The sequence below is a fragment of the Pseudomonas nitroreducens NBRC 12694 genome (assembly GCF_002091755.1).
Taxonomy (GTDB): domain Bacteria; phylum Pseudomonadota; class Gammaproteobacteria; order Pseudomonadales; family Pseudomonadaceae; genus Pseudomonas; species Pseudomonas nitroreducens.
The window spans coordinates 123259-146811 of the sequence record NZ_BDAI01000009.1; the positions used below are offsets into that span (position 1 = coordinate 123259).

The 23553-nt window shown below is 59.4% G+C and carries 15 protein-coding genes and 2 pseudogenes; 11 read left to right on the forward strand and 6 right to left on the reverse strand.

Annotated elements, in window-relative coordinates; genetic code table 11:
• Nucleotides 1-2 precede the first annotated feature (2 nt).
• Nucleotides 3-1799 (reverse strand): trypsin-like peptidase domain-containing protein, encoded by a 1797-nt coding sequence (locus PNI01S_RS21050; protein ID WP_084358948.1) that lies wholly within the window; start codon nt 1797-1799, stop codon nt 3-5.
• A gap of 491 nt (nt 1800-2290) precedes the next feature.
• A complete protein-coding gene (locus PNI01S_RS21055; protein WP_084358949.1) occupies nt 2291-2953 on the reverse strand; it encodes a HEPN domain-containing protein in 663 nt (220 codons plus the stop codon).
• A gap of 626 nt (nt 2954-3579) precedes the next feature.
• Here PNI01S_RS21055 and PNI01S_RS21060 point away from each other — a divergent pair.
• Nucleotides 3580-4242 carry an inovirus Gp2 family protein gene (locus PNI01S_RS21060; protein WP_084358950.1) on the forward strand — a complete coding sequence of 221 codons (663 nt, stop codon included), beginning with the start codon at nt 3580-3582 and terminating at the stop codon, nt 4240-4242.
• A gap of 5 nt (nt 4243-4247) precedes the next feature.
• Here the strand turns inward: PNI01S_RS21060 and PNI01S_RS21065 are convergent, their stop codons facing one another.
• Nucleotides 4248-5006, reverse strand: coding sequence for a hypothetical protein (locus PNI01S_RS21065; RefSeq protein ID WP_084358951.1), 759 nt, complete (start codon nt 5004-5006; stop codon nt 4248-4250).
• Between the two features lie 377 nt (nt 5007-5383).
• Here PNI01S_RS21065 and PNI01S_RS21070 point away from each other — a divergent pair, with 377 nt between their 5' ends.
• Both PNI01S_RS21070 and PNI01S_RS21075 read left to right on the forward strand, forming a co-directional pair.
• Entirely contained in the window at nt 5384-5782 is a 399-nt protein-coding gene (locus PNI01S_RS21070; RefSeq protein WP_084358952.1) for a hypothetical protein, read from the forward strand.
• 171 nt (nt 5783-5953) lie between these two features.
• Nucleotides 5954-6439 (forward strand): annotated as a pseudogene (locus PNI01S_RS21075) (transposase); the annotation flags it as partial.
• Nucleotides 6440-7774: 1335 nt separating this feature from the next.
• On the opposite strand, the gene PNI01S_RS21085 reads toward PNI01S_RS21075, so the two are convergent.
• The gene (locus PNI01S_RS21085; RefSeq protein ID WP_174602961.1) at nt 7775-11599 is read right to left on the reverse strand and encodes an anti-phage protein Upx-like protein; all 3825 of its coding nucleotides are present in this window, start codon (nt 11597-11599) and stop codon (nt 7775-7777) included.
• Nucleotides 11600-11825: 226 nt separating this feature from the next.
• On the opposite strand from PNI01S_RS21085, the gene PNI01S_RS21090 reads away from it, so the two are divergent.
• A complete protein-coding gene (locus PNI01S_RS21090; RefSeq protein WP_256576703.1) occupies nt 11826-12560 on the forward strand; it encodes a hypothetical protein in 735 nt (244 codons plus the stop codon).
• Between the two features lie 63 nt (nt 12561-12623).
• On the opposite strand, the pseudogene PNI01S_RS28680 reads toward PNI01S_RS21090, so the two are convergent.
• Nucleotides 12624-12767: pseudogene (locus tag PNI01S_RS28680) on the reverse strand (D-2-hydroxyacid dehydrogenase family protein); the annotation flags it as partial.
• Between the two features lie 409 nt (nt 12768-13176).
• On the opposite strand from PNI01S_RS28680, the gene PNI01S_RS21095 reads away from it, so the two are divergent.
• From PNI01S_RS21095 to PNI01S_RS21120, 6 genes are all read left to right on the forward strand, one after another.
• Nucleotides 13177-14598, forward strand: coding sequence for an amino acid permease (locus PNI01S_RS21095; protein WP_084358953.1), 1422 nt, complete (start codon nt 13177-13179; stop codon nt 14596-14598).
• Nucleotides 14599-14780: 182 nt separating this feature from the next.
• On the forward strand, nt 14781-15935 hold the full coding sequence (locus PNI01S_RS21100) for an MFS transporter (RefSeq protein ID WP_084358954.1): 1155 nt from the start codon (nt 14781-14783) through the stop codon (nt 15933-15935).
• Between the two features lie 89 nt (nt 15936-16024).
• Nucleotides 16025-16831, forward strand: coding sequence for a helix-turn-helix transcriptional regulator (locus PNI01S_RS21105; protein ID WP_084358955.1), 807 nt, complete (start codon nt 16025-16027; stop codon nt 16829-16831).
• A gap of 335 nt (nt 16832-17166) precedes the next feature.
• Nucleotides 17167-18474 (forward strand): histidinol dehydrogenase, encoded by a 1308-nt coding sequence (hisD, locus tag PNI01S_RS21110; RefSeq protein ID WP_084358956.1) that lies wholly within the window; start codon nt 17167-17169, stop codon nt 18472-18474.
• Between the two features lie 160 nt (nt 18475-18634).
• Nucleotides 18635-19813: a Gfo/Idh/MocA family protein gene (locus PNI01S_RS21115; protein ID WP_084358957.1), complete on the forward strand. Its 1179-nt coding sequence runs from the start codon at nt 18635-18637 to the stop codon at nt 19811-19813.
• A gap of 130 nt (nt 19814-19943) precedes the next feature.
• Nucleotides 19944-21209: an MFS transporter gene (locus tag PNI01S_RS21120; protein WP_084358958.1), complete on the forward strand. Its 1266-nt coding sequence runs from the start codon at nt 19944-19946 to the stop codon at nt 21207-21209.
• Between the two features lie 6 nt (nt 21210-21215).
• Here the strand turns inward: PNI01S_RS21120 and PNI01S_RS21125 are convergent, their stop codons facing one another.
• On the reverse strand, nt 21216-22298 hold the full coding sequence (locus PNI01S_RS21125; protein WP_084358959.1) for a LacI family DNA-binding transcriptional regulator: 1083 nt from the start codon (nt 22296-22298) through the stop codon (nt 21216-21218).
• 184 nt (nt 22299-22482) lie between these two features.
• Between PNI01S_RS21125 and PNI01S_RS21130 the strand changes: the two genes are divergently transcribed.
• A complete protein-coding gene (locus tag PNI01S_RS21130; protein ID WP_084358960.1) occupies nt 22483-23502 on the forward strand; it encodes a glycoside hydrolase family 3 N-terminal domain-containing protein in 1020 nt (339 codons plus the stop codon).
• Nucleotides 23503-23553: the final 51 nt, after the last annotated feature.

Below are 23553 nucleotides of genomic sequence, written 5' to 3' on the forward strand. Positions count from 1 at the left end.
CATTAAACCGCCTTAGCTTTCTGAAGGCGTTCCTTGTGGAGCTTTGTTTGGTAGGTGCTACTAAAAACCCCCTTGCCGAGAACTCTAGGAAGGAGGCTTAGTGATCCGTTACCTAGATAGTCGTACAACCTCTTCAGAAGCAGAAAGTCCGCTCTGTTTATAAAATTGTTCAAGCTATCTAGTGGTATAAAGCCGTAGAGTGCTGCGTCGATATTATTTTTCGCTCCTCTAGCTGTGACGCCAATCACCTCCATGGAGTCGTTGAATATGGGGCCACCGCTATTTCCCTCCATCAGCGTAAAATCAACCAACCACAGATCAAGATCGACCTGGCGGCGCCGTTGAGTAGTATGGCCTTTTGCGATGTAGTGCGCGGCACCATCTCGATGCTTAGGGAAACCGATCGATAGAACTGGATCCTGAGGGCGAACAATCGTCTTGTCGGACTTGCGCAGCGCGGGGATGTTTCGGAACTCTTCATTGGGGTAAAAAATAGCCAAGTCTGCTTTTTTGTCCGAAAGGATAAGTTCTGCTGAATACTCTCTTGTGTCGCCGGCACGCTTGAATGAAATGGTGTGACGAGCGATCGTTTTAGATACCCCCGTCACAACGTGTTCATTGGTAACGATGCCGACCCCATCCAGAAGGAAGGCAGTCCCCTGAGATTCCTCAATGATGTTATTAACGACAAAAATCGAGTTTCCTAAGATCTCTTCAGGTGATTTTTTGAACTCAGGATTCTCTTTGCCTATAGCTACTGTGAACTCATACGCCAACCGACGATAGATTTTGTCGCCTCGTCCGCGAATCATTTGAATATAATTCAGTCGCCCTTTGACCACTTTGATAAAAAAATCGCCAGCATTCTCCTTTGTCCGCAGAATTTGTCGAGGCTGAAGCGGCTGATTCTCACCCTTCAGAATCTCCAAATACTTTTTTTCTGCCAGCTCAGGCCCGTAGCGTTTAAGAGCGTTTATCATTGAGCTCGTTAAGCGGATGAACTCTCTGGTTACGTTTGGCATCTCATTGACAACCAGGCCCGTTACCATCTGGCGCTGCGTCCGGTGCTGAAGGCGTGTTTTTTCAGAGTTTATGATGAAACCATTGGATTTTATGATTTCTTCCAGTTCGCGCCCAGGTATCGCTCTGCCGTCCTCGGAGACTTCGACGATATCCTTCGGTAAGTATTTTGCGGTAGTGGTAAAGGAAAACGTAATGTCGTCAGCGTACCGTGTAAAATGACATTTACATGCTTTTGCTAAGGCCTGAAGCTGTGAGTCAAGCTTCCGACAAATCATATTCGATATTAGCGGTGAAGTTGGGGCGCCCTGAGCTAACTTCCCGTCGCTGCAACAGATATGTGCCATAACTGTCGCAACATTGTGAGGCGCACTAAATGGGGGGGCCATGAATAAATTTCTGACCCTTCCAAAATGGATGCTTTCGAAAAAATCCTTCAGATCAATGTTGAACACATATCTCTTTCTGGAATGGATTTGTGCGTTTGTCTTGACGCTCCTACCCTTGACGAAGCCATGGCTAGAAGGCTTGGGGGAATAGAATTTTTCGAGATGCGGCAAAAGCGCATGCTGAATTTTCTTCATCACCCGCTTGGGTGCTTTAATGGAGCGATGGGTTTTGTTTTTCTTTAAGATGGAAAAGCTAACGTAATGGCTTCCTTTCCTCTTGTAAAGGAAGTTAAGTAGCTTGTCTCGATCAACTTTTAATAGCTGGCAGAACCCATCGAGGCTCTTGAAATTCGGGCCAAATAAATCCTTAAAAAGCTCGTCGATATCCATTCGTTAATACCGGGCTTCGGGGCTATTTTCTCTTTTACCGTCGCCATCAGTATCGTAACCGTATCGCGCGATCAGGCAAAGCTACCCTTGCATTGGCCACCGCATATAGTCAGTGGAAAGTTAAATTGTGCCCCGAGCCCGATGGTAACTTGATATCACGACGCTGAGTTCCGGTCAACGTCTCCAGCGTATTCTCCGGCCAGTGTGCGACGAGGACATCTCTCAGGCGCCATCGCCAAGCGCTGGTGAGGGTTTCGATAGCCGGTACACTGCGCTTGCCTTGTCACCGAACAAAGCGACTGGAGGGCACACCTTATGGGCTGGCGAGAGAGTCACGACAGTTGCAATACGCCGATGTAGATCTTTGATAATTCTGACAGTCCGCTTCTGGCCGATAGCTGCCTCAATCTCCGGCCAGATAGCCGGGGTTAGGAAAGGTGTACTGCTTCGCGAGTACATCCTACGCGCTCCGTAACATGGAGCGTTCTTAGTTACCAAGGCGCAACCCCAGTTTGCGCCTTCAAATGATTCGCAACGGCCTTATCACACCGGTCGACGATCTGCCGCACATGAGTCAGGTACGTCGCTCCGGTGTTCTTTGCTACAGGCTGTGCATCACGGATACGGTGAGCAATGTTGCCTCGAACAGTAATGAAGTCGTCCAGCTTGGTCTTGGCTCGGTCGGCCTTCATCTTGTTCCATTTCCAGTGGCTGCTCAGGCTGTTGAGGCCCAACATCTCCTCGTAGAGCGCATCGACTTGCTCTGACTTTGGCGTGTTGAACTTACCCAACCACTTCTCATGTACTTCGGCCTTATGTGCCTGGAGGATGGCCTGCCAACCGGTATCGGCTAGGTCCCAGAGTTTCAGCGGGTTCGGATCGTTCTTTATGTCCTTAATCGCGAGGCTTTTGACTTTGTTCGGAATAGCGGTGGCGGTTGACGCATGCGCCAGCAAGAAGTCGAATGCCTCGACGGCTAGATCCTCGATGTATGACTCCCAGCACGCGGTAACAAAGACAATGACAGAACGGTTCAGCACTTCGACGCCGCGCCTACGCCCGCGCCCTTCACCGCCGATCTCCTGGTGAATCTCCCAGAGCTTCTCGATGTCAGCTTTGTTGATTTCAAACGTTCTTTTCGAATTCGAGGGCATCCTTAGACCACATAGCTGCTGGAGGGGCTCCGAGCATACCTTAAGCCGCTCTTGCGAAAAGGGGAAAGATTTATTTGCTGGTGCACTGCCCACAATTGGCCGATAGCCGACGGTGACTGTGGTTCGTCTAGATAGGACGAATCATGATCATGTTTACCGGTAAGGCTGCTAGCGGAAAATTTCGGTCTCGTCGAAATATCCGCTTAGGGTCGATTGCCGCCGTGGCCACTAGGGAAATTGTGAGGTGGTTGATTTATTGCCGGAGTTACGAGAACCGAAAATACCCAATCGACCCCAGGGTATTTAGCTTCAGTCTGTCCGAGCTCATTGAGGGCCGAGTTCTCGGTGCGGGTAATATGCTTTATAGCCATCTATCAATCCCACCGTTCAACCCCCGTTCTATCCCTATCCACCTACCTTCCCCTAGCCGTCCTCTCTCCTCAATCCCTCCATTCAACACCCATCCCAAACCTGGCTCGTCCATCCAATCACTAGGTCTTCCCTAGCCAGCCCTTCCACTCAGATACCTCCACCAGATAGCAATGGCCATCCATTGGGCCAGCCATCGGCCAGTAGAAAGTTACTTCCCGTGCAAAGGATATGAGCCTCACACAGGAGCAGCCTTTATGCCTCGTCACCCGAGCAACACCAACCTCCACCTGCATCACGCCAGCGCCTTCCAGGGCCTCCCGGTAATGGCAGAGAAAGGTCCCTTCATCGAGCAGTACCTATCTCGCTTGCACAGCACCATTGAGCGCTCCCTAAGGCAGTACTCTAGGGTGTTTGCCTTCCGAGTGGATCTACGTCTGCCACTGCCCATCGAGCTGCCTGACTACGCATACACCAACGAGGTCATCAGTAGGTTCCTGGAGTCCTTCAAGGCAAAGATCGAGCATGACCGACAGAGAGCTCGCACTCGGCATCGATACGCTCATGACAGCAGGGTCAGATACGTCTGGGCGAGAGAGGAGAGCAGGGGGGAGAGAGCGCACTACCATCTGCTGATCCTGCTCAATGGAGATGCCTACTTCACCGTGGGTAGGAAGACCTCATCTGAGCAGAACATCTTCCATCGTCTGCAGCAGGCATGGGCGAGTGCGCTGGGTCTTAGCGTGGGGGAGGTGAGTGGTCTGGTGGAGATACCCCGAGCAGCTGGATACCTGGTTAGTCGAGCTGCTGGTGATCATGGGGAGCTAGCTGACCTGTTCCGTCGAGCGAGCTATCTCTGTAAGGCAGCTACGAAGAGCTATGGGGATGGACAGCATGGCTTCGGATGCAGCCGATACTGATGCATTCAATGGCTAGAGGAGTTCGCTGGCTTTGGCTCTGCTTCTGGAGTCTGAGCCAGTTTGGCCTTGAGATGGGTTTTGCGCAGAACCTTTCCATCTGATGCGCGAATCTTGTAGAGCACGCCTTCCTTGAGAAGGTAGGTAATGTCAGGCATGGCTAAGATGATATCGCCTGTTAGAGATCCGTTCTCTGTCGTGACTTCTTGCTCCTTTTCCAGACCCTGCAGCTCTGCGTCTACGCCAAGTGATTCCGCTGCCGCCTTCAGGGCGGCTTCCTTTCCTGGATTGAACGCAAACCAGTAGGGGCCTGTAACCACAAAGAACAGCCCTGTAGCGATGGCCCACACAAGGAAGTACTGAAGAACTGCATGCATGTTCTTCTTGAAGCGAACCACGATGGTCATAACGGGAAGGGTAATGACTGAGGTCACGGTTGCGACGGCTACCTGTCCGGACAGCGTCATGTTCAGGAAGCTGACGTAGCCGAAGGAGAGTAGGTCGGGGAGGCTGAATGCTACTTCAGTTCTGCTGATACCAAATTGCTGCATCAGGCCGACGTACCGCATGTAACCCATCACAACGAGTGCGGTGTTCACCACCGCAACCATAATGGCTGCGAGCTTAAGAAACTGATCAAGGCTGAGCGGAGAAGTGGAGCCTTTCGGCTCTTGAGTCGTATTCGGTGGCGTTGAAGCGGTAGAAGTCACCACTACTGGCGGGCTTAACAGCTCGACTCGCACTGTCCTTTCCTTGCTCCAGAACATCCCCACCTCCCTTGTGATGAAGACGCAACCTTACCGCTCCTGTCGAAGCTAAGGAAGGGTTACGGCGGAGTGTCGAACGGCTGACCAGAGATGGAGCGGAGGCGCTCCTGGATAGATTATTCCAGACACGTCTTATAGCGATCATCATCCATGGTCGGTCCAATGCATCTGCCTCACCCCTGTTTGCGTGATGAGGCAGTTGAAGCAGCTCGGTAGCCCTGAAAAGAGCATCGTCCAGATGCTTCAACTCTTGCGATGGAGCGCGGTGTTTGACCGTATCGAGATGGGGCGAAGAAGCTTCGTCTTCGGACTGGATGGTTCGTAGAAGTTAACCCAGTTGGCTCCTGGTATGACTAAAGCCAGCTAGGTGCATTTCCATGACGAGCCACACCGCTATCCTTTCCGATCTCCTGAGACGAGCAGAGATCCATCGCCAGATCGAGCGCTACGTTGAAGCCATCGCCGCCAGCAGCGAGCCGGCCTACCACGTCTCTCATGACCGCGCTGGCGATACCCTTTATCAGCCGACACCTCTAGCCATTTCAGCCGTTCAGCTAAAGCAGATGCATGACTTCATCGTGGGGCTCGAGGGTGACGTGGAGAGCGAGGCACTGCGAGCGTTTCAGGATGCCTGTCGGTGCGTGGGGCTTGAGTTCAGCCCATTGGTGGGTATGGTCTGCCTCAACGAAAGTGAAGACGGGTACCTAACGCGGGAAGAGACACTGAACTGGTTCGTGAAGCGTGTTCGAGCGCAATCCCATACCCCTCAAGAGTGAGCTCATGGGGCTCAGCTAGAGTTGGAGTATGCCTGTCGGGAGTTTCTGGTCGAGGTGACCAAGGCTCGTCTGCAAAGGACGAATTCTGGTCACCGGCACTTATCGACCCAGGCTGCGTGAAAACGTCGTCCTCGCCTAGAGTTGCTGGAGCAACCTCAGCGGGGGCGGCGTATGAAGCGATTCATCGAAGCGGTGAGCCGGGAACAGGTCAGCTTGCTTCCCGAATACCTGGATGACTTCGTCGCCGAAGACAACCGGATCCGCGTGGTCGAAGCCTTCGTCGAGCAACTCGATCTGGTGGCCCTGGAGTTCGATGGGGTCACTCCTGCCGTAACCGGGCGACCGTCCTATCACCCCGCCGTGCTGTTGAAGGTCTACATCTACGGCTGCCTCAACCGCATTCAATCCAGCCGTTGCCTGGAGCGCGAATGCCAGCACAACCTCGAGCTGATGTGGCTGACTGGGCAACTGGCTCCGGACTTCAAAACCATTGCAGACTTCCGGCGCGACAACGGCAAAGCCATTCGTACTGACTGCCGGCAGTTCGTCGTGCTGTGTCGCCAACTCGATTTGTTCTCCCAGTCGCTCGTGGCCATCGACGGCAGCAAGTTCAAAGCGGTCAACAACCGTGATCGCAACTTTACCCACGGCAAGCTGGGCACGACGCACTTCCTGACCCGAACACTGCCCCGAGTCAGCACGGAAATGAGCCTGCATTTGCTGGCCAACAACCTCAAGCGGCTGATGAGCATCTTTGGCGTCACCGGTGCGATGGAGGTACTGCGGGGCTTAGGTCTGCCATTTTCCTGTGCCTTCCCACCACAAACTGCCGTAGATCGCCTCAGAGGACACTGGCAGCAGTTAGCCGGCTTGGAGTCGCCGGTGAGCTGCCAGAGGCTGGTGTCGCGCAGGGTGACGTCGGAGTGGACGCCGCTGGTGGTTTTCGCCGTACCGGTGACCCCGGAGGATGACAGGTCCACGCGCGCCTGGCCGGCAGTATCCTGGCTGGTGCCGATGCCTTGCCACTGGCCAGTGCCCATGTCCGGGACGCTGGTCCCGTCGCTGGCGACCGAGCTATCCACGTTCAGCCATTGGCCACTGCCGCAGGCGAGGCTGTGGCTCAGGGCGATGTCCGCGACGCCGGCCGTGGCGATAGTGGCGTCGACGCTGCCACCCTGGCGGGCCACCACGCCATGACCGAAGGCGCCTTGGGTATTCACGCTCACACCGTCCAGGCGAGCGCTGGCGGTGTTGTTGGCGAACACGCCAGCGGCCTGTTCGCCCTGGGTGCTGACGGTGCTATTGCTCGCGCTCAATGCCCCGCCGGACTCAGCACGCAGCCCGTGGGAGCCCATGCCCTGGGTGGAGATGCTGCTGTCGTTGAGATCCAGCGCGGCGGTCTCGCTTTTGTACTGGCGGCTGACCATGGCTCCGCTGGCGTGATCGCCCAGTGTCTGCACCGTCACGTGGCTGTCGCTCAGGCCGACAGTGCCCGGCTTGGCTGACCCGATGCCGGCGTACAGCCCGACCGAATACTGGCCTTCGGTCTTCACGCTCAGGTTATCGAGGATCATGCTGCCGCCGTCGTCAACAGCAGCGCCGTAGGCTTGCGAACCCTGGGTCAGCACGCTGGTGCCATCGGCAAGCAACAGCGCGCCGGGATTGCGTGCGGCAAGGCCGTGGGGAAAGGTCAGGTTGCTAGCCACCGGTGAGCCGCTGCCGGTGGTGGTGACCGAACCTCCATGGACGACCTGAGGGTACCTGGTTGTCTTAAGCGTCCGTCGGCAGGATGGGCCCGCATTTCGGTATGAGTTTCGCTCGCGCTCACTGAGCAGGACCGAGGCAATCCTTGAAGCGGAGAAAGTGCCCGAGCCGATGGTTACAGACCCTGGACGTTGCTGGATGCCATCGACGCATAACATCAACACTCGGGTCTAACCCCACCAGTGGCGGGGCTGCGGTTTCAGGCTTTTTTAGTTGATGAGCTGCCTATTAACAAGGCGCTTCTCCATCATTAGGCTCCTGGCCTTGCCCGATTGGCGGATCCAGCAGCGTCAAAAGCGCTTCGGCATCCCCAACAAAGGTCCCCTGAAGGGCTGGTACTGAGGCGAATTGCATCGGTACTAAGCCCCCGACAACTAGGCATGATTTGATCTTCGGCGCATCAATCCCGGTGTAGCGCCCAAGCTCGAGTAAGCTCTGTTCTAAGCGATCTACACGATTGAGATGCCGTAGGAGTTTGTCCGGCTTCCCATTCTTACGCTCGCCTCTGTAATCGGAGAGCAGAGCAGCGATTTCAGAATAGTTGCGGCGGAAGGTCAGATCCTTGCATTCGATTACGAGCACCTCGTCCACCCCATCTCGCCACGCAAGCACGTCGACGTCGCCATAGTCACGCTCTAATTTGCGTTTCAAGATTGCCGATATCTCGATGTTCTCTTCAGTCTGCCATCCAGCGTTTCGCAGTTTTTGCGCCACCTCTGCATTGAATGTGTGCCCTTCGTTTGCTTTACCCCACCACGCATCGCGCATGGCAGGGGAAGAGAAGAACTCTTGATCAATCGTTCCTGAGTGCGCTCCTCGTAAGACATAGAAGAAGCCGGTGCGTACCAGAGAGGGTGCAACCATAAACAATGAATCTTCAGCCAGGTCGACTTGGAGTATGGGACGAGTTACCACCGACAGTCTGCGGCCGAACCTCCAAGGAAGGATCTCTCTGCCCTTGAAACCGTCAGGAGGGATATCCCATTTAGGACGTGAGACTAAGCTGAAGCGCTCTAGGAATTGATTTACCTTGTCGGTGGCGCACGTGCTGGAGAGGAGCTTGACCAGTTGGCTTCGTGTGAGCGACAAGACAGGCGTTTGCCTTTCGATACCCTCATCCTCTAGCAGGTCGATCATCCGACGGGCATCGTCCACCGTGAACCCCATCTCCGTGTCCCAAGCTCTCACAAATTCTGGCTCAAGGAGCTGGACAGTTGAGTCGACTGTCGTTGGAGCAGAGTAATAGCGCTTTTGACCTGGCGCTGAACGCACGTACCTATCGCCCATTGCTGTGCTGAGCATAGGTTCGACAACGTTATTCGAAAACTCGTCGGTGAGCAGGATGTCCCCCAGTGGGGATATCCTCAAGTGTGGATCGAGCACACCGTAATAGATCCCATCGGATAAGCTCCCCAGGCGGATCAAAAGCCTGATTTCAGCGAGTAATGATTCAATCTCAAGGTTCGCCGCTTCGCGGCCTCCCGAAAGTGGGGCTGCGCAGAGTGCCATTTCGATGAGTACGCGGCTGCTGATCTGTGCTGCAGCCGATTTGGACAATTGCTCCACTACCGTCCTGCGTGTGTTTGGAGTATCGCCATGGATGCCTAAGACGGCTCCCGATGTGCGCTTCCAAAGCTGTTCGGCCACCTCGCCCACCACATGATTGATAAGCAGCCGTTGTATGAGGTTCGTGCGGTCGAGCCTACCTAGTTGCGCAGTCACGTGTTCGACGCGCTTATCGACCAAGCTATTTAGAAGTGTGCTGCACTCGGTGGCGCCTGAAACAGTGTTATCGCCATCGTGAACCGACCAGCCCAACCCTAGTCGTAGTCTTGCACTGTCGATGTCATCGACCTCCAACGCTTTAGAGGGGAGGGTAGAGCTGATGTAATCAGTGAACGCATGAGCATGCATGAGGTGAAACTGCCTGCCGTGCTCGTTGGGTAGGATTGTCCTCAACGCTTCAGTTGCAAGTCGCGAAGAAAGCGCGCCGCCTGATAGAGATTGGATGGCTTGCAGGGTTGCCTTAACAATTGCACGCTCGGCGATATTTGCTGGAGTCCGGAATGCCTGTGTAAAGCCCGCTTCAAGATAGATTGTCGCGGACTGCTCGGAGGTGATTTCGAACCGAACACAGTCATCGGGAGCGAGCGTTGCTGAGGCGTTGGGACGCTCAATATCCTCCTCAGGATCTTCGAAGCGATACAGAAACTCATAGGTGTTCTGCAGCGCGGCGACCTCTGCCAATGCGTCCACTATGTGGGCTACCCGCATCGCTAGCATTTCCCAAAGACGGTAGATGAGGTCGCGAGACTCAATTGCAGGTGTTTCAAGGTGCACCCAAATGGTGGCCGTACCTTCACACACGGCTACCAGTTTACGTTGCTCCAGGTAGTCCAGAGAAACGTAGATTCGAGCGTCAGCCTGATTAGGGAACAGAGGGTTTTTATGGAAGCGCTCCACACAATGAGGCTCCCCATAAATGTCTGTGGCGATATGGAAATCGCGTGCTTGATCGGCTTTAGCGCGAACGTCGCGTAAGAGGTTTAGTGGGGGAGTAATCAGGAGAGGGGTTTCGGGCGAAACTCTCCCGTCAGCAAGGTCGGCGTGGGGGACGAGATGACCATCGTTGAGATCTACCCATCCGATTAAGTTCATCACGCCATTCACATTTGCAATTTTAACCCCAGCCTCTCGCAACCCATGCACGGCCGCTCCCAGCCGCCAGAATCGAGAGATTTCCATGGAGTTTATTTCGCTTAGCCGGATGAGGTCTGCGATTGATATGGACTCCTTGCGCCAGAGGGCATTGGGGACGGGGGGGGTTGAGATGGCCATCCCTTTTCCCCAGCCACACAGGACGATGAGGTGAAGGCCCGCACGAAAACCTTCAGTAGATTCGATCTGGTTAGTGGTCGAGTAAATAGCTCGCTCGAGCGACTCCTCTAGCTCTTCGGCGGATTGAGTCATGTGCTTGAACCGGCCGTTCTGATGAGTCTCTATAGACGGCAGGGCAAAGTGCAGGACAACAAAATAGCCTTCATCAAATGAAATCAAGGCGCTCGTAAATTGGTCGGAGCCAGAAGGGAACCACTGCACTGGACATCCAGGTTCGGAGCCGAATAGCCGAGTCTCAAAGATCTTGTGACTCAACACTCGCCCGAAATTGATGTTGAAGCTCCGTACTAGTTCCTCCGCCATAACGAAGTCGATCACGTGGTCGCGAACAGCAGTAGATACGGCTGTCGGTAGTGCGACCGTGATCTCGCTATCTGTTGAGAGAAGAGGACGCCTATCAAGAAAGCTGAGTCCCGGCTCTTGAGTCAGTATCGTCTCTCTGTCAGTTGGGTGGGAGATGAAAGGGGCTAAGTGGTCCGGACGTACACCATGCTTCGCCAGCAGCTCAAAGGGCAAGGTGACTCTTCTCTGCAAAGCTTTGGCGCTTGGAAGTGCATCAAGGTCTAGCTTTGGCACTACCTCGTCTGAGCCTATCTGGTACCGCGAGAGCCCCGCTTGTTGGCAGACTAGGTCGGAAACCACCAGAAGAGCTCGTACCTCGTCACGAAGCCTGTTGTACTTTGCGGCGTCAGGCATCCTCGCCAAAAGATCCAGCATGCACTGCGTATAAAAGCCTGCGCTCTCCCACAGACCTTCGAGCAGTAGAAAATTCTCACGAGAATTAGTTACCAGTGTGACAAATACATCCTCTGCCGGGTCTTCTCCGCATGATGCGCGAGACTGCCCTATGAGCTCAAACCAGCGCGCAGCATCCTCCAATCTCGGTTGCTCGTCGCCACGCGCGTGAACGAAGGCTAGCGCTATCAGCAGTTCCAGCCGCAAAACGTTCGACTGGTAATCTGGTTCGGTTAGAATTCCTGAAAGTAACGCGACGCTTGACGAGGCCGAAAAGCGGGATAGGTCTTCGATAAGCTCTGGTACAGCTTGAGCCACATCGTGAAGCGGCAACTGGACGGATGCCCAGCGCATTTGTTCAGCAATGAGGGCTTCCAGGTCATTTACGTCAAGCGTGGGGGATACATCCTGTTCGTCCATCTGCGAGTCCTTTGCAGTACGATTTTGGCTCAGTGTGAACCAAACGAAGCCTAAATATAACTCCCATAGACTGATTTCGGCTCTTTGCGACTGGAGGCCGAGCTCCTGTGTAGTAATGGGCAGGAGTTGGTGAAAGATGTTTCCCAGTCGTTAATGAGGGATTGCTTAGCTTGGTGTGGCTAAGTAACAATTATGCTTGTTGCATTATGGTTATCTTCGATTAAGCATGATCGGTGAGGTGGCGGTGCAGGAAAAGTCATGGAAGAAGGTCTCGACTCAACGGGGAAGTCCAGAGTTGCGTAAACTATTAAATGCTTGGGTAGCAGTTATTGAACGGTACACTTCGAGCTTCGATGATAACCCATGGTGGTACAATGAACGCGCAATTCTCAGCACACTAGCGGGGGCCGCATGGACATTGGACGGTTGGGTCGCGCTTGAAGAGTTCACTACCGTGAAACGACTAAGAACTCTAGAACCAGGAGTTGATCACGGCGACAAGCTTCGCAACGGTCGATGTGACCTCTACGTTCGAGCGCCTAAGATCAGCTTTGCGTTCGAAGCTAAACAGGCAACGCAGTCCATTGGACGGCGTTCTGACGGCGCATCTTACACTTTACAAGCACGTAAAGCCGCGTGGGATGATATTGGCGACGTTCAGGCTCATGAAGCAGATTGCCGTTTTGCTGCGACCTTTGTTGTTCCTACCATCCCTCTCTCCGAAATTTTCCCTCCCGGAGGGAAGCTTGGTGAAATCTGTACCGATAAAGTTGTGTCTCTAATAAAGGCTTGGTTGGAAGACGTGTTGGGTTGTATCGGACCATTGAGTAAGTATCGGGATTTCGCTTTTATTTTTCCGAGCTTGGGGACGGCGGAATACTTTAGTAATGGCAGGTATTATCCTGGAGTGGTTCTTGTTCTGGAAGAGCGCTTACGTGCTACTCGGCGATTCGCGACCTAGGCTAGAAGTTTCTCTATTCTGCAAAAAGGGCAGTATTACTAGATTGGCTGCGAATACCGATTTTTATTTGATGCCTACAGCTGTCATTGCCTCAGGGTTCCCTACATTTTTCGGTGAGTCGTTGAAGAGTGCCACAACATTGTCGGCGGCGTAGCCGAAGTACAGTTCATACCCATCCTTCTCCGCGTAGCCCAAGTGAGGGGTGGTCTGTTCCGGAGCTGGTGGACAGGTAGTTAGGGGCTACTGTTCGCTTAATGCTGCTCGAACTCCCGTGAACTAAGAGTGTCCAGTGCCGGGCGGAGCAGATGCTCTTTAGTGTCGGCTTATGGCCGATAGCTGCCTCTCGCCCGCCAATTCCCACAGCGTTGCTGATGGCAGGGTTTCGCAGGGGACTCCCGCGTCCGCTGGGGTGCAATAGGCTGGCTGACGCAGGCGCTGCGCAAGAATGCGTCAATTGGATCTGTAGTGAGAAATTGAGCGCGGCCAGGGCGCGTTCTTATCGTGGGTGCGTCGGACAGCGGTCCGGCGCACAGCTCACTCTTACCGTGTGCTGCGGGCACCGGCAGGTGTCGGCGAGCGAGGGGGTGAGGTGGACTCAACTCTGGAGTTTCAGCTCATGCACGATAACAACAAGAATGCCGGAGCCGGCGGAGCCATCCCCAGGAATAGCCTGTCGAAAGGGCTCAGCAGCCGGCAGATCACCATGATTTCCATCGGCGGCGTGATTGGCGCGGGGTTCTTCGTCGGTTCCGCCAGCGCCATCATGGCCGCCGGCCCCGCCGTGCTGGTGTCGTTCGGCGTCGCGGCGGTGCTGGTGGTGCTGGTCATGGGGATGCTCGGTGAACTGGCGACCGCCAATCCCGACTCGGGGTCCTTCTCCACCTATGCGCAGAACGCCCTCGGACGCTGGGCTGGCTTCTCCATCGGCTGGCTCTACTGGTGGTTCTACGTGCTGGTGATCCCGCTGGAGGCCATAGTCGCGGCGGACATTCTCGGTGGCTGGCTCGGCCTGCCGTCGATGCTGATCGGCGTAGCGCTGATCGTCGCACTGACCTTCACCAACATCCTCAGCGTGAAGAACTTCGGCACGCTCGAATACTGGTTCTCGCTGATCAAGGTGGTCACTATCCTGGCGTTCATCGTCCTCGGTTTGAGCGCCATCGCCGGGCTGCTGCCAGGCAGTTCCGCGAGAGGCCTGGAACACCTGTGGGCCGATGGCGGGTTCGCCCCGACCGGGCTGCCGGGCATGGCTTCGGCGCTGGTGCTAGCGCTGTTCAGCTTCACCGGGATGGAGATCGTGACCATCGCTGCCGCCGAGTCGGAGGACCCGCGGCGCAACATCCGCAAGGCGATCCGTTCGGTGGTCTGGCGGATGCTGATTTTCTACTTCGGCTCGATTTTCGTGATCGTCAGCCTGGTCGCCTGGAACTCCCCGGCGTTGGCCAACGGCTCCTTCCAGTCCGCGCTGGAAGCGATGAACGTGCCGGGCGCCGCCACTATCGTGCAAGCGGTCATCCTGGTCGGCGTGGCCAGCACGCTGAACTCGGCGATCTTCACCGCCTCGCGCATGGGTTACTCGCTGGCTACCCGCCGCGATGCGCCACGCTCCTGGGCGCACACCACGCAGCAGGGCGTGCCGCGGGTTTCGGTGCTGTTCGCCAGCGCCGGGGCTCTGGTGCTGCTGGTGGCCAACTACACCTTGCCACAGAGCGTGCTGGTGCCGCTGATCGCCACTATCGGCACCATCGCCCTGGTGATGTACCTGGTGATCGCCGTCAGCCAGGTGGTGCTGCGCAAGCGCGCCATTACCCGAGGCGAGCAGCTGCGGGTGAAGTTCCCGCTGTTTCCGGCGCTGTCGTACCTGACCATTGCTCTGATCGTCGTCTTCCTCGGGCTAATGGCAGTGGTGCCGGGGCACCAGATGGAGCTGCTGGTTTCCTCGATCCTCACCGGAGGGCTGATCGTAGTCGGCTGCTGGTTGCAGTATCGCGACCGCAGCCAGGCCGGGAGCGCGACTGAACTGAGGTCGCCTGCCTGAGTCGGCAGGGCCGGCGCTGCCAGGCGCCGGCCCTGTGCGTCTGTCTGCGTCGGTGGAGCAGGCGTTGCGAAATTGAGCGCAGGGCCTGCGTCAATTAACTTGGCGGGAGCTCGCGGCCAGCTGCCGCTCACTTCGCTCCAGGTCGTTCTGACGGCCCTTCGCACCGCCTGCCAGAGTTCTCCATGTCCAGCTTCGATTCCTCCACCATCTCCGCCCGCAACCTCGCGGCCTGCCGCCTGACCTTCCTGCTTTCCGGTGCCGCCATGGGGGCCTGGGCGCCGCTGGTGCCCTATGCCCGCGAGCGCGCCGGTATCGAGGATGCCCAGCTCGGCCTGCTGCTGCTCTGCCTGGGCTGCGGCTCGATGGTGATGATGCCGCTGGCCGGTTGGGTGGTGTCGCGAATCGGCTGCCGGCGCACGATCTTCCTGGCCGCCAGCGCGGTGGCGCTGAGCCTGGCGTTTCTCGCCTCGGCCTCGTCCTTCCCGGCGCTGGTGGCGTTCCTGCTGCTGTTCGGCGCTGCGGTCGGGACCGCCGACGTCACCATGAACATCCAGGGCGTGATAGTCGAACGAGCCTGCGGGCGTTCGATGATGTCCGGCTTCCACGGGCTGTTCAGCCTGGGCTGCATTCTCAGCGCCGCCAGCCTCAGCGCGCTGCTGTGGCTGGGCGCCTCGCCGCTGCAGGCTGTTTGCGGGCTGCTGGTGGCCGGCGCGCTGGTACTGGTGATCTATGGCAATGCGTTGCTGCCCTACGGCGAGGGCGGCGCGAGTTCGCCGTTCATCCGGCCTTCCGCAGAGGTCCTGCTGCTCGGTGGGCTGTGCTTCATCGCCTTCCTGGTGGAGGGCGCGCTGCTGGACTGGAGCGCGGTGTTCCTCGCCACCGCCAGGGACGTCGACAAGGCCCAGGCCGGCCTGGGCTACGCCTTTTTCTCGCTGACCATGGCGGCGGGGCGGCTGTGCGGGGATCGCATTGTCAATCGCCTGGGGGAACGCGCCGTGCTGGTCGCCGGCAGCCTGCTGGCCATCACCGGAATGGCCCTCGCGGTAGTGTTGCCACACTGGTACTTCGCCCTGTTGGGCTTCGTGCTGGTGGGGGCGGGGATTTCCAACATGGTGCCGGTGTTCTGCACCCTGGCCGGCCGCCAGCGGCGCATGTCGGTGGGCATGGCGATCGCTGCTATGACCGGCATTGGCTATCTGGGGATTCTGCTGGGGCCGGCGCTGATCGGCGGCGTTGCCCACTTGGCGAGCCTGAGCCTGGCGCTGGCAGGCAGCGCCGGGTTGCTGCTGATCGTGGTCGCCTGCGCGCCCTGGATGACCCGCAAGCGCGCAGTCTGAGGCCGGCGGTTCCATCGCTCAAGATGACGCACTAGACTGAGACATACTGCGCCGGCCACTGTCGGACGGCGCCGCGATAGGCGCCGCCAATGGACAAGCAGGAATTCCTCCCAGAGAACCTCCGCATCCTCAGCGAGAGGGCAGGCACGGTCACCGACATGTGTCGGCGGATCGGCATCAACCGCCAGCAGTTCAACAAGTACCTGGCCGGCACCCACGCACCTTCCAGGGCCAACCTGCGAGCCATCGCCAGCTTCTTCGGGCTCAACGAGGAGGTGCTGTTCAGCGCGCCGAACGATTTCCGCTCGATGATGGATGGCGGGCATTTCCACCTGTTCCGCAGCCTGGTGCAGTCCCCCGCCATGCAGCTGTTCATCGGCGAGATGCTGCGCGCGGGTGGCGGCGTAGAGTTCGCCGGCATCTACGAGCGCTACCACTATTCGTCGATCTATCCGGGGCAGATCCTGCGTTCAATCTACTGCCTCTACGAGCGCGACGGCGTGCTCATGCACTACTACGTGGAGCGCTTCCCCAGCCTGGATGGCACCGGCAAGGTGGATTACCGCTTCAAGTACCATGGCCTGAGCTTCCTGCTGGCGGGGCGAATCTTCTCGGTGGATTTCGAGACCATCCAGAAGAACGAGATGACCTTCAGCAACCTGGCCGCGGTGAGTCGCAGTTCGCGCAAGTACATCTTCGGCGTCACCAGCGGCATCGCCGCGACCATGATGCGCCAGCCGGTGGCAGCGAAGGTCGCCATGTGCTTCGTCGCCAAGGGGCTGATCAGGAAGGAGCACATGCAGCGCGCCACCGTGCTGGCGCCCAGCGATCCCTCGATCCCCCGCGAGGTGCTGATCTACCTGAACTCCGGGAACACCTCCATCGATTCGGCGTGACCTCGGCTAGCCATTCGCATGTATTTCACAGAGTGCGTCAAAGTGCGTCAAGTTAAGCACATTTGAGAAATTGAGAGACGCACGCCCTCATCGTACTTTTCTCCCACAGGGCGGGATTCTCGCCCTGCCGATGACGCAGCCCGACCGTTGCCTCAACCGACGCCTTTCGCCCCGCACCACGCCAGCAGGGCCGGGCGCCCGGCAGGACGGCTGAGCGTGCGCATCCAGTGGCTGCCGCCAGCCAGGCTGCAGCCTCCTCGATCAGGCAGATCGCAGATGGTGCTTTCTGGCTTCGCGCCAGGGCCAGGCTGCGCCAACAAGAAAAGGTGAATGTGATGGCTGAGTGGATCAAGAAGGCGAAGCCGACCGGGCAACAGGCCGCCGCCAACGACAAGCTGAAGGCAGACGTATCGAACATCCTGCTGGACATCGAGAAGCGCGGCGATGCGGCGGTGCGTGAGCTGTCGGTGAAGTTCGATGGCTGGGACCGCAGCGACTACCGCCTGAGCGAGCACGAGATCGAACAGTGCATGGCCAGGCTGACCGACCGCGAGCGCGACGACATCCTCTTCGCCCAGGCCCAGGTGCGCCGCTTCGCCGACGCCCAGCGCGCATCGATGCTCGACTGCGAGATCGAGACCATTCCGGGCGTGGTGCTCGGCCACAAGCATATCCCGGTCAACGCTGCCGGCTGCTACGTGCCCGGCGGCAAGTACCCGTTGCTGGCCTCGGCGCACATGTCCATCGTCACCGCCAAGTCCGCCGGCGTGCGCAACATCGTCACCGCGGCGCCACCGTTCCAGAGCCAGCCTGCGCCCTACATCGTCGCTGCCCAGCACCTGGCTGGCGCGGACGCTATCTACTGCCTGGGCGGCATCCAGGCGGTGGCAGCTATGGCGATCGGCACCGACAGCATCGACCCGGTGGATATCATCGTCGGTCCCGGTAACGCCTATGTTGCCGAAGCCAAGCGCCAGCTGTTCGGCCGCGTCGGCATCGACCTGTTCGCTGGCCCCACCGAAACCCTGCTGATCACCGACGATAGCGTCGACGGCGAACTCTGCGCCACCGACCTGCTGGGCCAGGCCGAGCACGGCAAGGATTCCCCAGCGGTGATGCTGACCACCTCGCGCGCGCTGGCCGAGGACACGCTGAAGGAAATCGCCCGCCTGCTGGAGCTGCTGCCCACCGCGGCCATCGCCGGCGAAGCCTGGGAAAACTTCGGCGAGATCATCCTCTGCGAATCCTTCGAGGAGATGGTGCGCTACTCCGATGAATACGCCTCGGAGCACGTACAGATCATGACCCGCGACGACGACTTCTTCGTGAAGAACCTGAGCAACTATGGCGCGCTGTTCGTCGGTCCGCGCACCAACGTCTCCTATGGCGACAAGGTGATCGGCACTAACCACACGCTGCCGACCAACAAGGCCGCGCGCTACACCGGCGGGCTTTGGGTCGGCAAGTACATCAAGACCTGTACCTACCAGCGCGTGCTGACCGACGAGGCCTCGGCGCTGATCGGCGAATACTGCTCGCGCCTGTGCCTGATGGAAGGCTTCGTCGGCCACGCCGAACAGGCCAACCTGCGCGTGCGCCGCTACGGCCACAAGGATGTGCCCTTCGGCGAGCCGGCGCTCTGAGCCCTGCCGCCACAATAACGCTGCAAGTGAACGTGCGAAGAGTACGTGTGAGCCGGGGTGTTCCGGGGCTGGGGCCTGCGCCGGCTCACGCTACCCGCGGGGCGCTTCGGCGCTCCGCGGTTTTGCGCAGCATTCCACCACCCAGCCTGGAGATCCAGCCATGCCCAGCCTGACAACCGACATACCGGCGAAGCCGCGTTTGCGCGCCGGCATGATCGGCGGTGGCGAAGGCGCCTATTTCGCCAGCTACCACCGGGCCGCCATGCGCCTGTGCAACCGCTTCGATCTGGTAGCCGGTGTGTTCTCCTCGTCGCCGGCGAAATCGCAGGAAGCGGGCAGGGCGCTGGGCATCGACGTCGAGCGCATATACCCCTCGGTACAGGCCATGGCGGATGCCGAGCGCGGCCGTCGGGATGCGATTGACGTGGTCGTGGTGGTGACGCCCAATCACCTGCACTTCGAGGCCTGCCAGGCGTTTCTCGCCGCAGGTATCCCGGTGATCTGCGACAAGCCCCTGGTCAACCGCCTGGACGAGGCTGACCAACTACTGGAACTGGTTCGCCGGCAACCGACCTTCTTCGGCGTCACCTTCACCTACCTGGGCTATCCCATGGTCCGTGAGGCGCGCAGCCGCATCCGTGCCGGGGAGCTGGGAGATATCCGTTTCGTGCAGGCCGAGTACCTGCTGGAGTGGCTTTGCCAGGGCACCGAGGGGCTGAGCGACAGCCTGGCCTGGCGCGGCGACATGGCCAAGGCGGGGGCGACCAGTGTGGTCGGCGACGTCGGTACCCATGCCCTGAGTCTTATGGAATTCGTCACTGACCAGCGCTGCCGCAGGCTCAACGCGAATCTTTCGACGAAGGTCCCGGGCTGGCCGATGGACGACCAATGCGTCGCCCAGCTTGAGTTCGACGGCGGCGCCGACGGCCTGATGTGGCTGAGCTTCGCCGCGCCCGGCCACCGCAACGGGCTGAGCCTGAAGGTGGTCGGCAGCAAGGCGTCGCTGGAGTGGCGCCAGGAAGCGCCGGAGACGCTGCATGTCAGTCCGGTGGACGAGGCCGAACGGATCTACCGGCGCGGCCAGGCGGATAATTTCCCCCATGCCCGCGCCAGCAGCAGCCTTCCTGCCGGCTGCAGCGAGGGCTATCTGGAAGCGCTGGCGGTGCTCTACGCGGATTTCGCCGATGCCATGGCGACGGACGATCAGCAACCTGGCATCGGAAGTGCACTGCTTCCGGGGCTTGTCGAGGGAGTGAGAGGCGTGCAGTTCTGCCATGCCTGCCTGCAATCGAGCCGGGAGCGCTCGTGGGTGGAGCTGCCCAGCGCCGAATCGGAGTGAAGGGAAGGTCAGTTTTTTAGAAAGATGAGTGCCTGCAGGACCGAGGAGCGAGTCCGCAGCTACCAACCAACGGCTTGTGGCCTGCGGGCCAACTAGTCTTCAGCTGTGCTACGGAATTGTTGAAAACAAGATGAACAAGAGAAACAACAACCTGGTCACTCCACGCATTCGCCGGGCGCGCATCGCCACCTTCGCGGGTTTCATGATGATCGGCGCCATGATGTACATCTGGTCCACCGGCGTGACGGCCTTCCGCGAACAGATGGGCCTGTCGGGCAGCCTCGGCGATGTGGACTTCGGAATGATCGCGCTGAGCATCGGCGTCGGCGCCGCCATCGGCTGCATCGCCGTGGGGCGCTTCGTCGATGCGTTCGGCGCGCGCAAGGTCATCTACGCCACCGCCATTGCCTATCCGCTGTCGATCATCCCCATGGGCTACATCAGCCACTTCTGGTTCGCTGTCACCTTTGGTGGCGTGCTCGGGTTGTTCCGCGGTGCCATCGATACCGCGCTGAACTCACACGGGGTGCAGGTCGAGCGCTTCTACCAGCGGCCGATCATGTCGGCCTTCCACGCCTTCTATTCCTTCGGTGGCTTCCTGATCGGCATAGTCGGCAGCTACTTCGCCAGTCACTACACCAGCAGCGCCGCGGTGCCGTTCACCGTGCTTGGCCTGGCGATGCTGCTGATCGGCCTGGTCACCGGGCACTTCCTGCTCGACAAGGGCGAGGTGCCGGCCCAGGACATGGCCGTTGCCGCCAGTGATGCGGCGGGCCCGGCCAGCTCCGTACGGAACTGGCAGATCATCCTGATCATGGTCGGCTTCGGCATCCTGCTGCTGGGCAGCATCATCGGCGAAGGCGCGGTCTCGGACTGGGGCCAGGAATACGTACGCCGCCAGCTCGGCACAAGCGCCTCCGAGGCCGGCCTGGCGATCACGGTGTTCATCGGTGCGCAGTGCTTCAGCCGGGTCGTCGGCGACCGCATCGCCGAGCGTATCGGCGCGGCGCAGATGGTTTTCTGCAGCGGCCTGGTGGCGGTGGCCGGTCTGCTCGTGACCATCATCGGCGGCACGCCGCTGGCGGGGTTGGTCGGTTTCGGCCTCTATGGCCTGGGGCTGGCCTGCATCGCCCCGCTGATGCTCTCCAGCGCGGGGCGCAAGGACCCGGCTCATGCCGGTCGCAACATCGGCATCGTCAACGGCATCGGCTACTCGGGGATGCTGGTGGGGCCGGCGGGCATCGCTGCGGTGGTCAACTATTTCGGGCTGAGCTACCTGCTCTATGCACCGCTGATCCTGCTCGGCCTGCTGGCGATCTTCAGCCCGCTCCTGATGCGCGCCCACGTGTCATCGCCGGCAGGCAGCGGGGCGTCAACCTCACTGCCTGCGCACTAGCGGTGGCTAGTCGAGCTTGCGGGTGGAAGTGCGTACCACCAGCTGGGTCTGGAAGATCTTGCGCTTGGGCTCGTCGCCCTCGGCGGGCGGTGTGTTGAGAATGTCCACCAGGAAGCGCGCGGCGTAGACACCTTTTTCCACCAACGGCTGGCGGATGGTGGTCAGGCCGGCATTGCCGGCCTCGGCGATATCGTCGAAGCCGATCACCGACAGATCGTCCGGCACCTTCATCTGCAAGGTCTGCGCGGCACTGATAGAGGCGAGCGCCATGACATCCGAGCAGGCCACGATGGCGGTGGGAGCGTACTGGTTGAGCAGGCTGGTGGCGGCCGCCTGGCCCACCGTCGAGTCGAAGCCGCCGGCCTCGAAGACATGAAGATCGCTGAACGCCAGGCCCGCTTCCTCGGCTTCCTCGATATAGCCGGTGAGCCGCTCGCGCACGATCATCTCGGTGGACGACTTGAAGCGCTTGAAGTCCACCTCGCCACGGTGGTTGTCGGGGTTGAGGCGATCGACGATGACGCCGATCCGCCGGTGTCCCAGCTCCAGCAAGTGGCGCATCTGCTGCCGGGCGGCGCCGCGGTCGTCGATGCCGACGTAATGGGCGCCGTCGATCATCGGCGAGTCCACCACCACGTAGGGAATGCGCTGCTGGATCACCGCCCGCACCATCGGGTGGTCGTCGGGCATGGTCGGGATGATCAGGCCATCCACCAGGCCACGCACCGCCAGGCTGGTGTTGCCGGGCTTGCCGTCTTCCTTGCGGATGCGCTGGTTGTTCAGCGGGAACAGCGTCAGGGCGACGTTGGACAGTTCGCCGATCTCGCCGATGCCGCGCAGCAGGGCGATCATCGAGGGATCAGCGAAGGCGTAGGACAACTTGTCCATCACCATCAGGCCGATGGCGCCGACCTTACCCGAGCGCAGACTGCGCCCCATGATGTTGGGTCCCGGATAGCCGAGCTGCTCCGCCACCGCGAGGATGTGCTCGCGCTGCGCCGCCGACAGCTTGCCGGGCTTGTTGTAGGCATAGGAAACAGCCGGCTGGGAAACCCCGGCGGCCAATGCCACGTCCTTCATCGAAACCATCGTCACACTCTTCAGCCACTTCCGTGGCGCTCATTCCTGTTCGGCCCTGGCGGCTTGTGCCTTGCCCGGGCCGCGAAGTCCCTGCGCGATCATAACGCACCTGAGGGCCGGGTATCGGCCGCAAAGCGGCGCCGGCCTGCCGAATCTGTCACCCAAGTCGTCACCTGAGAAAAGGAGTGAAACCGTGAGCACACTACTGGAAAGCGCCTACGCGACCCTGCTGCCGGCCTTTGCCGGGCTGGAGCTGGATGGCGCCGTCCTCGACTTCCTCACCAGCGGCGGCTGTTCGCTGCTGCTGGGCGAGACCCGCGCGGAATACCTGGCGCGGTCGATGTCGGCCCAGCGCCAGGGCAGCGAGAGCCGCGAGCAGTTCAGCCAACTGGTCGCCCAGGCCCGCGAACTGGCCGGGCAGGACCTGCTGATCGCCGTGGATCAGGAATTGGGCGGCATCCTGCGCCTGCACCGGCTGGTTCCCGCGCTGCCCAGCGCTGCTGAGGCCCGCACGCTGAGCACGCAGGAGCTGGCGCGGCAGGCGGCGTCGGTCGCCGAGTCGGCCCGAGCCATGGGCGTCAATCTGTTCCTGGCCCCCATCGTCGATGTCGTCACCGGCGAGAATCCTTGGTTGCAGAATCGCACCCTGGGAACCCGCGCAGAGGATGTCAGCCGTGTGAGCGGTGCCTACGTCAACGGCGTGCAGCAGGCCGGTGTCGCCGCCGTCGCCAAGCACTTTCCGGGGCACCCGGTGACGCCGCTGGACCCGGCGGTGGAAGAGGCGATCGTCGAGTGTTCGAGGGAAGAGCTGCAGCCCACCTTGGGCGTGTTCGCCGACCTGATCGCGGGCGGAGTGCAGGCCATCATGGTCGGCCCGGCGCTGGTGCCGGCACTGGATGCACGGGAACCTTCCAGCACATCGGCGACCACTGTCGGGCTGCTGCGGGATGAAATGGGCTTCACCGGGCTGATCGTCTCCGATGACCTGGACGCACCGGGCATTCACCGTGGCCGCTCCATCGAGGCGACCGCCGTGGCGTCGATCAGTGCCGGTGCCGACCTGCTGCTGCTTTCCAGCGAGGCGGGTCTGGACTCGGTCGCTCGGGCGCTGGTCGAGGCAGTGGAGAAGGGCGAGATGACCGAGGCACGCCTGCTGGATGCGGCGCGGCGGGTAAGGGCGCTGGCAGCGCAACTGGCATCGGCCAGAGGCTGAAAAAGCTGCGTTGCACTGCCGGTGGCTGTGGCAGTGCAACGCAGAAAGGAT

Bases quoted from the DNA above. Each gene is read 5' to 3' on its own strand.
- PNI01S_RS21055 (WP_084358949.1), bottom strand. From the start codon at position 2,953: ATGCCCTCGAATTCGAAAAGAACGTTTGAAATCAACAAAGCTGACATC.
- PNI01S_RS21115 (WP_084358957.1), top strand. From the start codon at position 18,635: ATGCCCAGCCTGACAACCGACATACCGGCGAAGCCGCGTTTGCGCGCC.
- PNI01S_RS21105 (WP_084358955.1), top strand. From the start codon at position 16,025: ATGGACAAGCAGGAATTCCTCCCAGAGAACCTCCGCATCCTCAGCGAG.
- PNI01S_RS21060 (WP_084358950.1), top strand. From the start codon at position 3,580: ATGCCTCGTCACCCGAGCAACACCAACCTCCACCTGCATCACGCCAGC.
- PNI01S_RS21120 (WP_084358958.1), top strand. From the start codon at position 19,944: ATGAACAAGAGAAACAACAACCTGGTCACTCCACGCATTCGCCGGGCG.
- PNI01S_RS21125 (WP_084358959.1), bottom strand. From the start codon at position 22,298: ATGGTTTCGATGAAGGACGTGGCATTGGCCGCCGGGGTTTCCCAGCCG.
- PNI01S_RS21065 (WP_084358951.1), bottom strand. From the start codon at position 5,006: ATGTTCTGGAGCAAGGAAAGGACAGTGCGAGTCGAGCTGTTAAGCCCG.
- hisD (WP_084358956.1), top strand. From the start codon at position 17,167: ATGGCTGAGTGGATCAAGAAGGCGAAGCCGACCGGGCAACAGGCCGCC.
- PNI01S_RS21090 (WP_256576703.1), top strand. From the start codon at position 11,826: ATGATCGGTGAGGTGGCGGTGCAGGAAAAGTCATGGAAGAAGGTCTCG.
- PNI01S_RS21050 (WP_084358948.1), bottom strand. From the start codon at position 1,799: ATGGATATCGACGAGCTTTTTAAGGATTTATTTGGCCCGAATTTCAAG.
- PNI01S_RS21095 (WP_084358953.1), top strand. From the start codon at position 13,177: ATGCACGATAACAACAAGAATGCCGGAGCCGGCGGAGCCATCCCCAGG.
- PNI01S_RS21070 (WP_084358952.1), top strand. From the start codon at position 5,384: ATGACGAGCCACACCGCTATCCTTTCCGATCTCCTGAGACGAGCAGAG.
- PNI01S_RS21100 (WP_084358954.1), top strand. From the start codon at position 14,781: ATGTCCAGCTTCGATTCCTCCACCATCTCCGCCCGCAACCTCGCGGCC.
- PNI01S_RS21085 (WP_174602961.1), bottom strand. From the start codon at position 11,599: ATGGACGAACAGGATGTATCCCCCACGCTTGACGTAAATGACCTGGAA.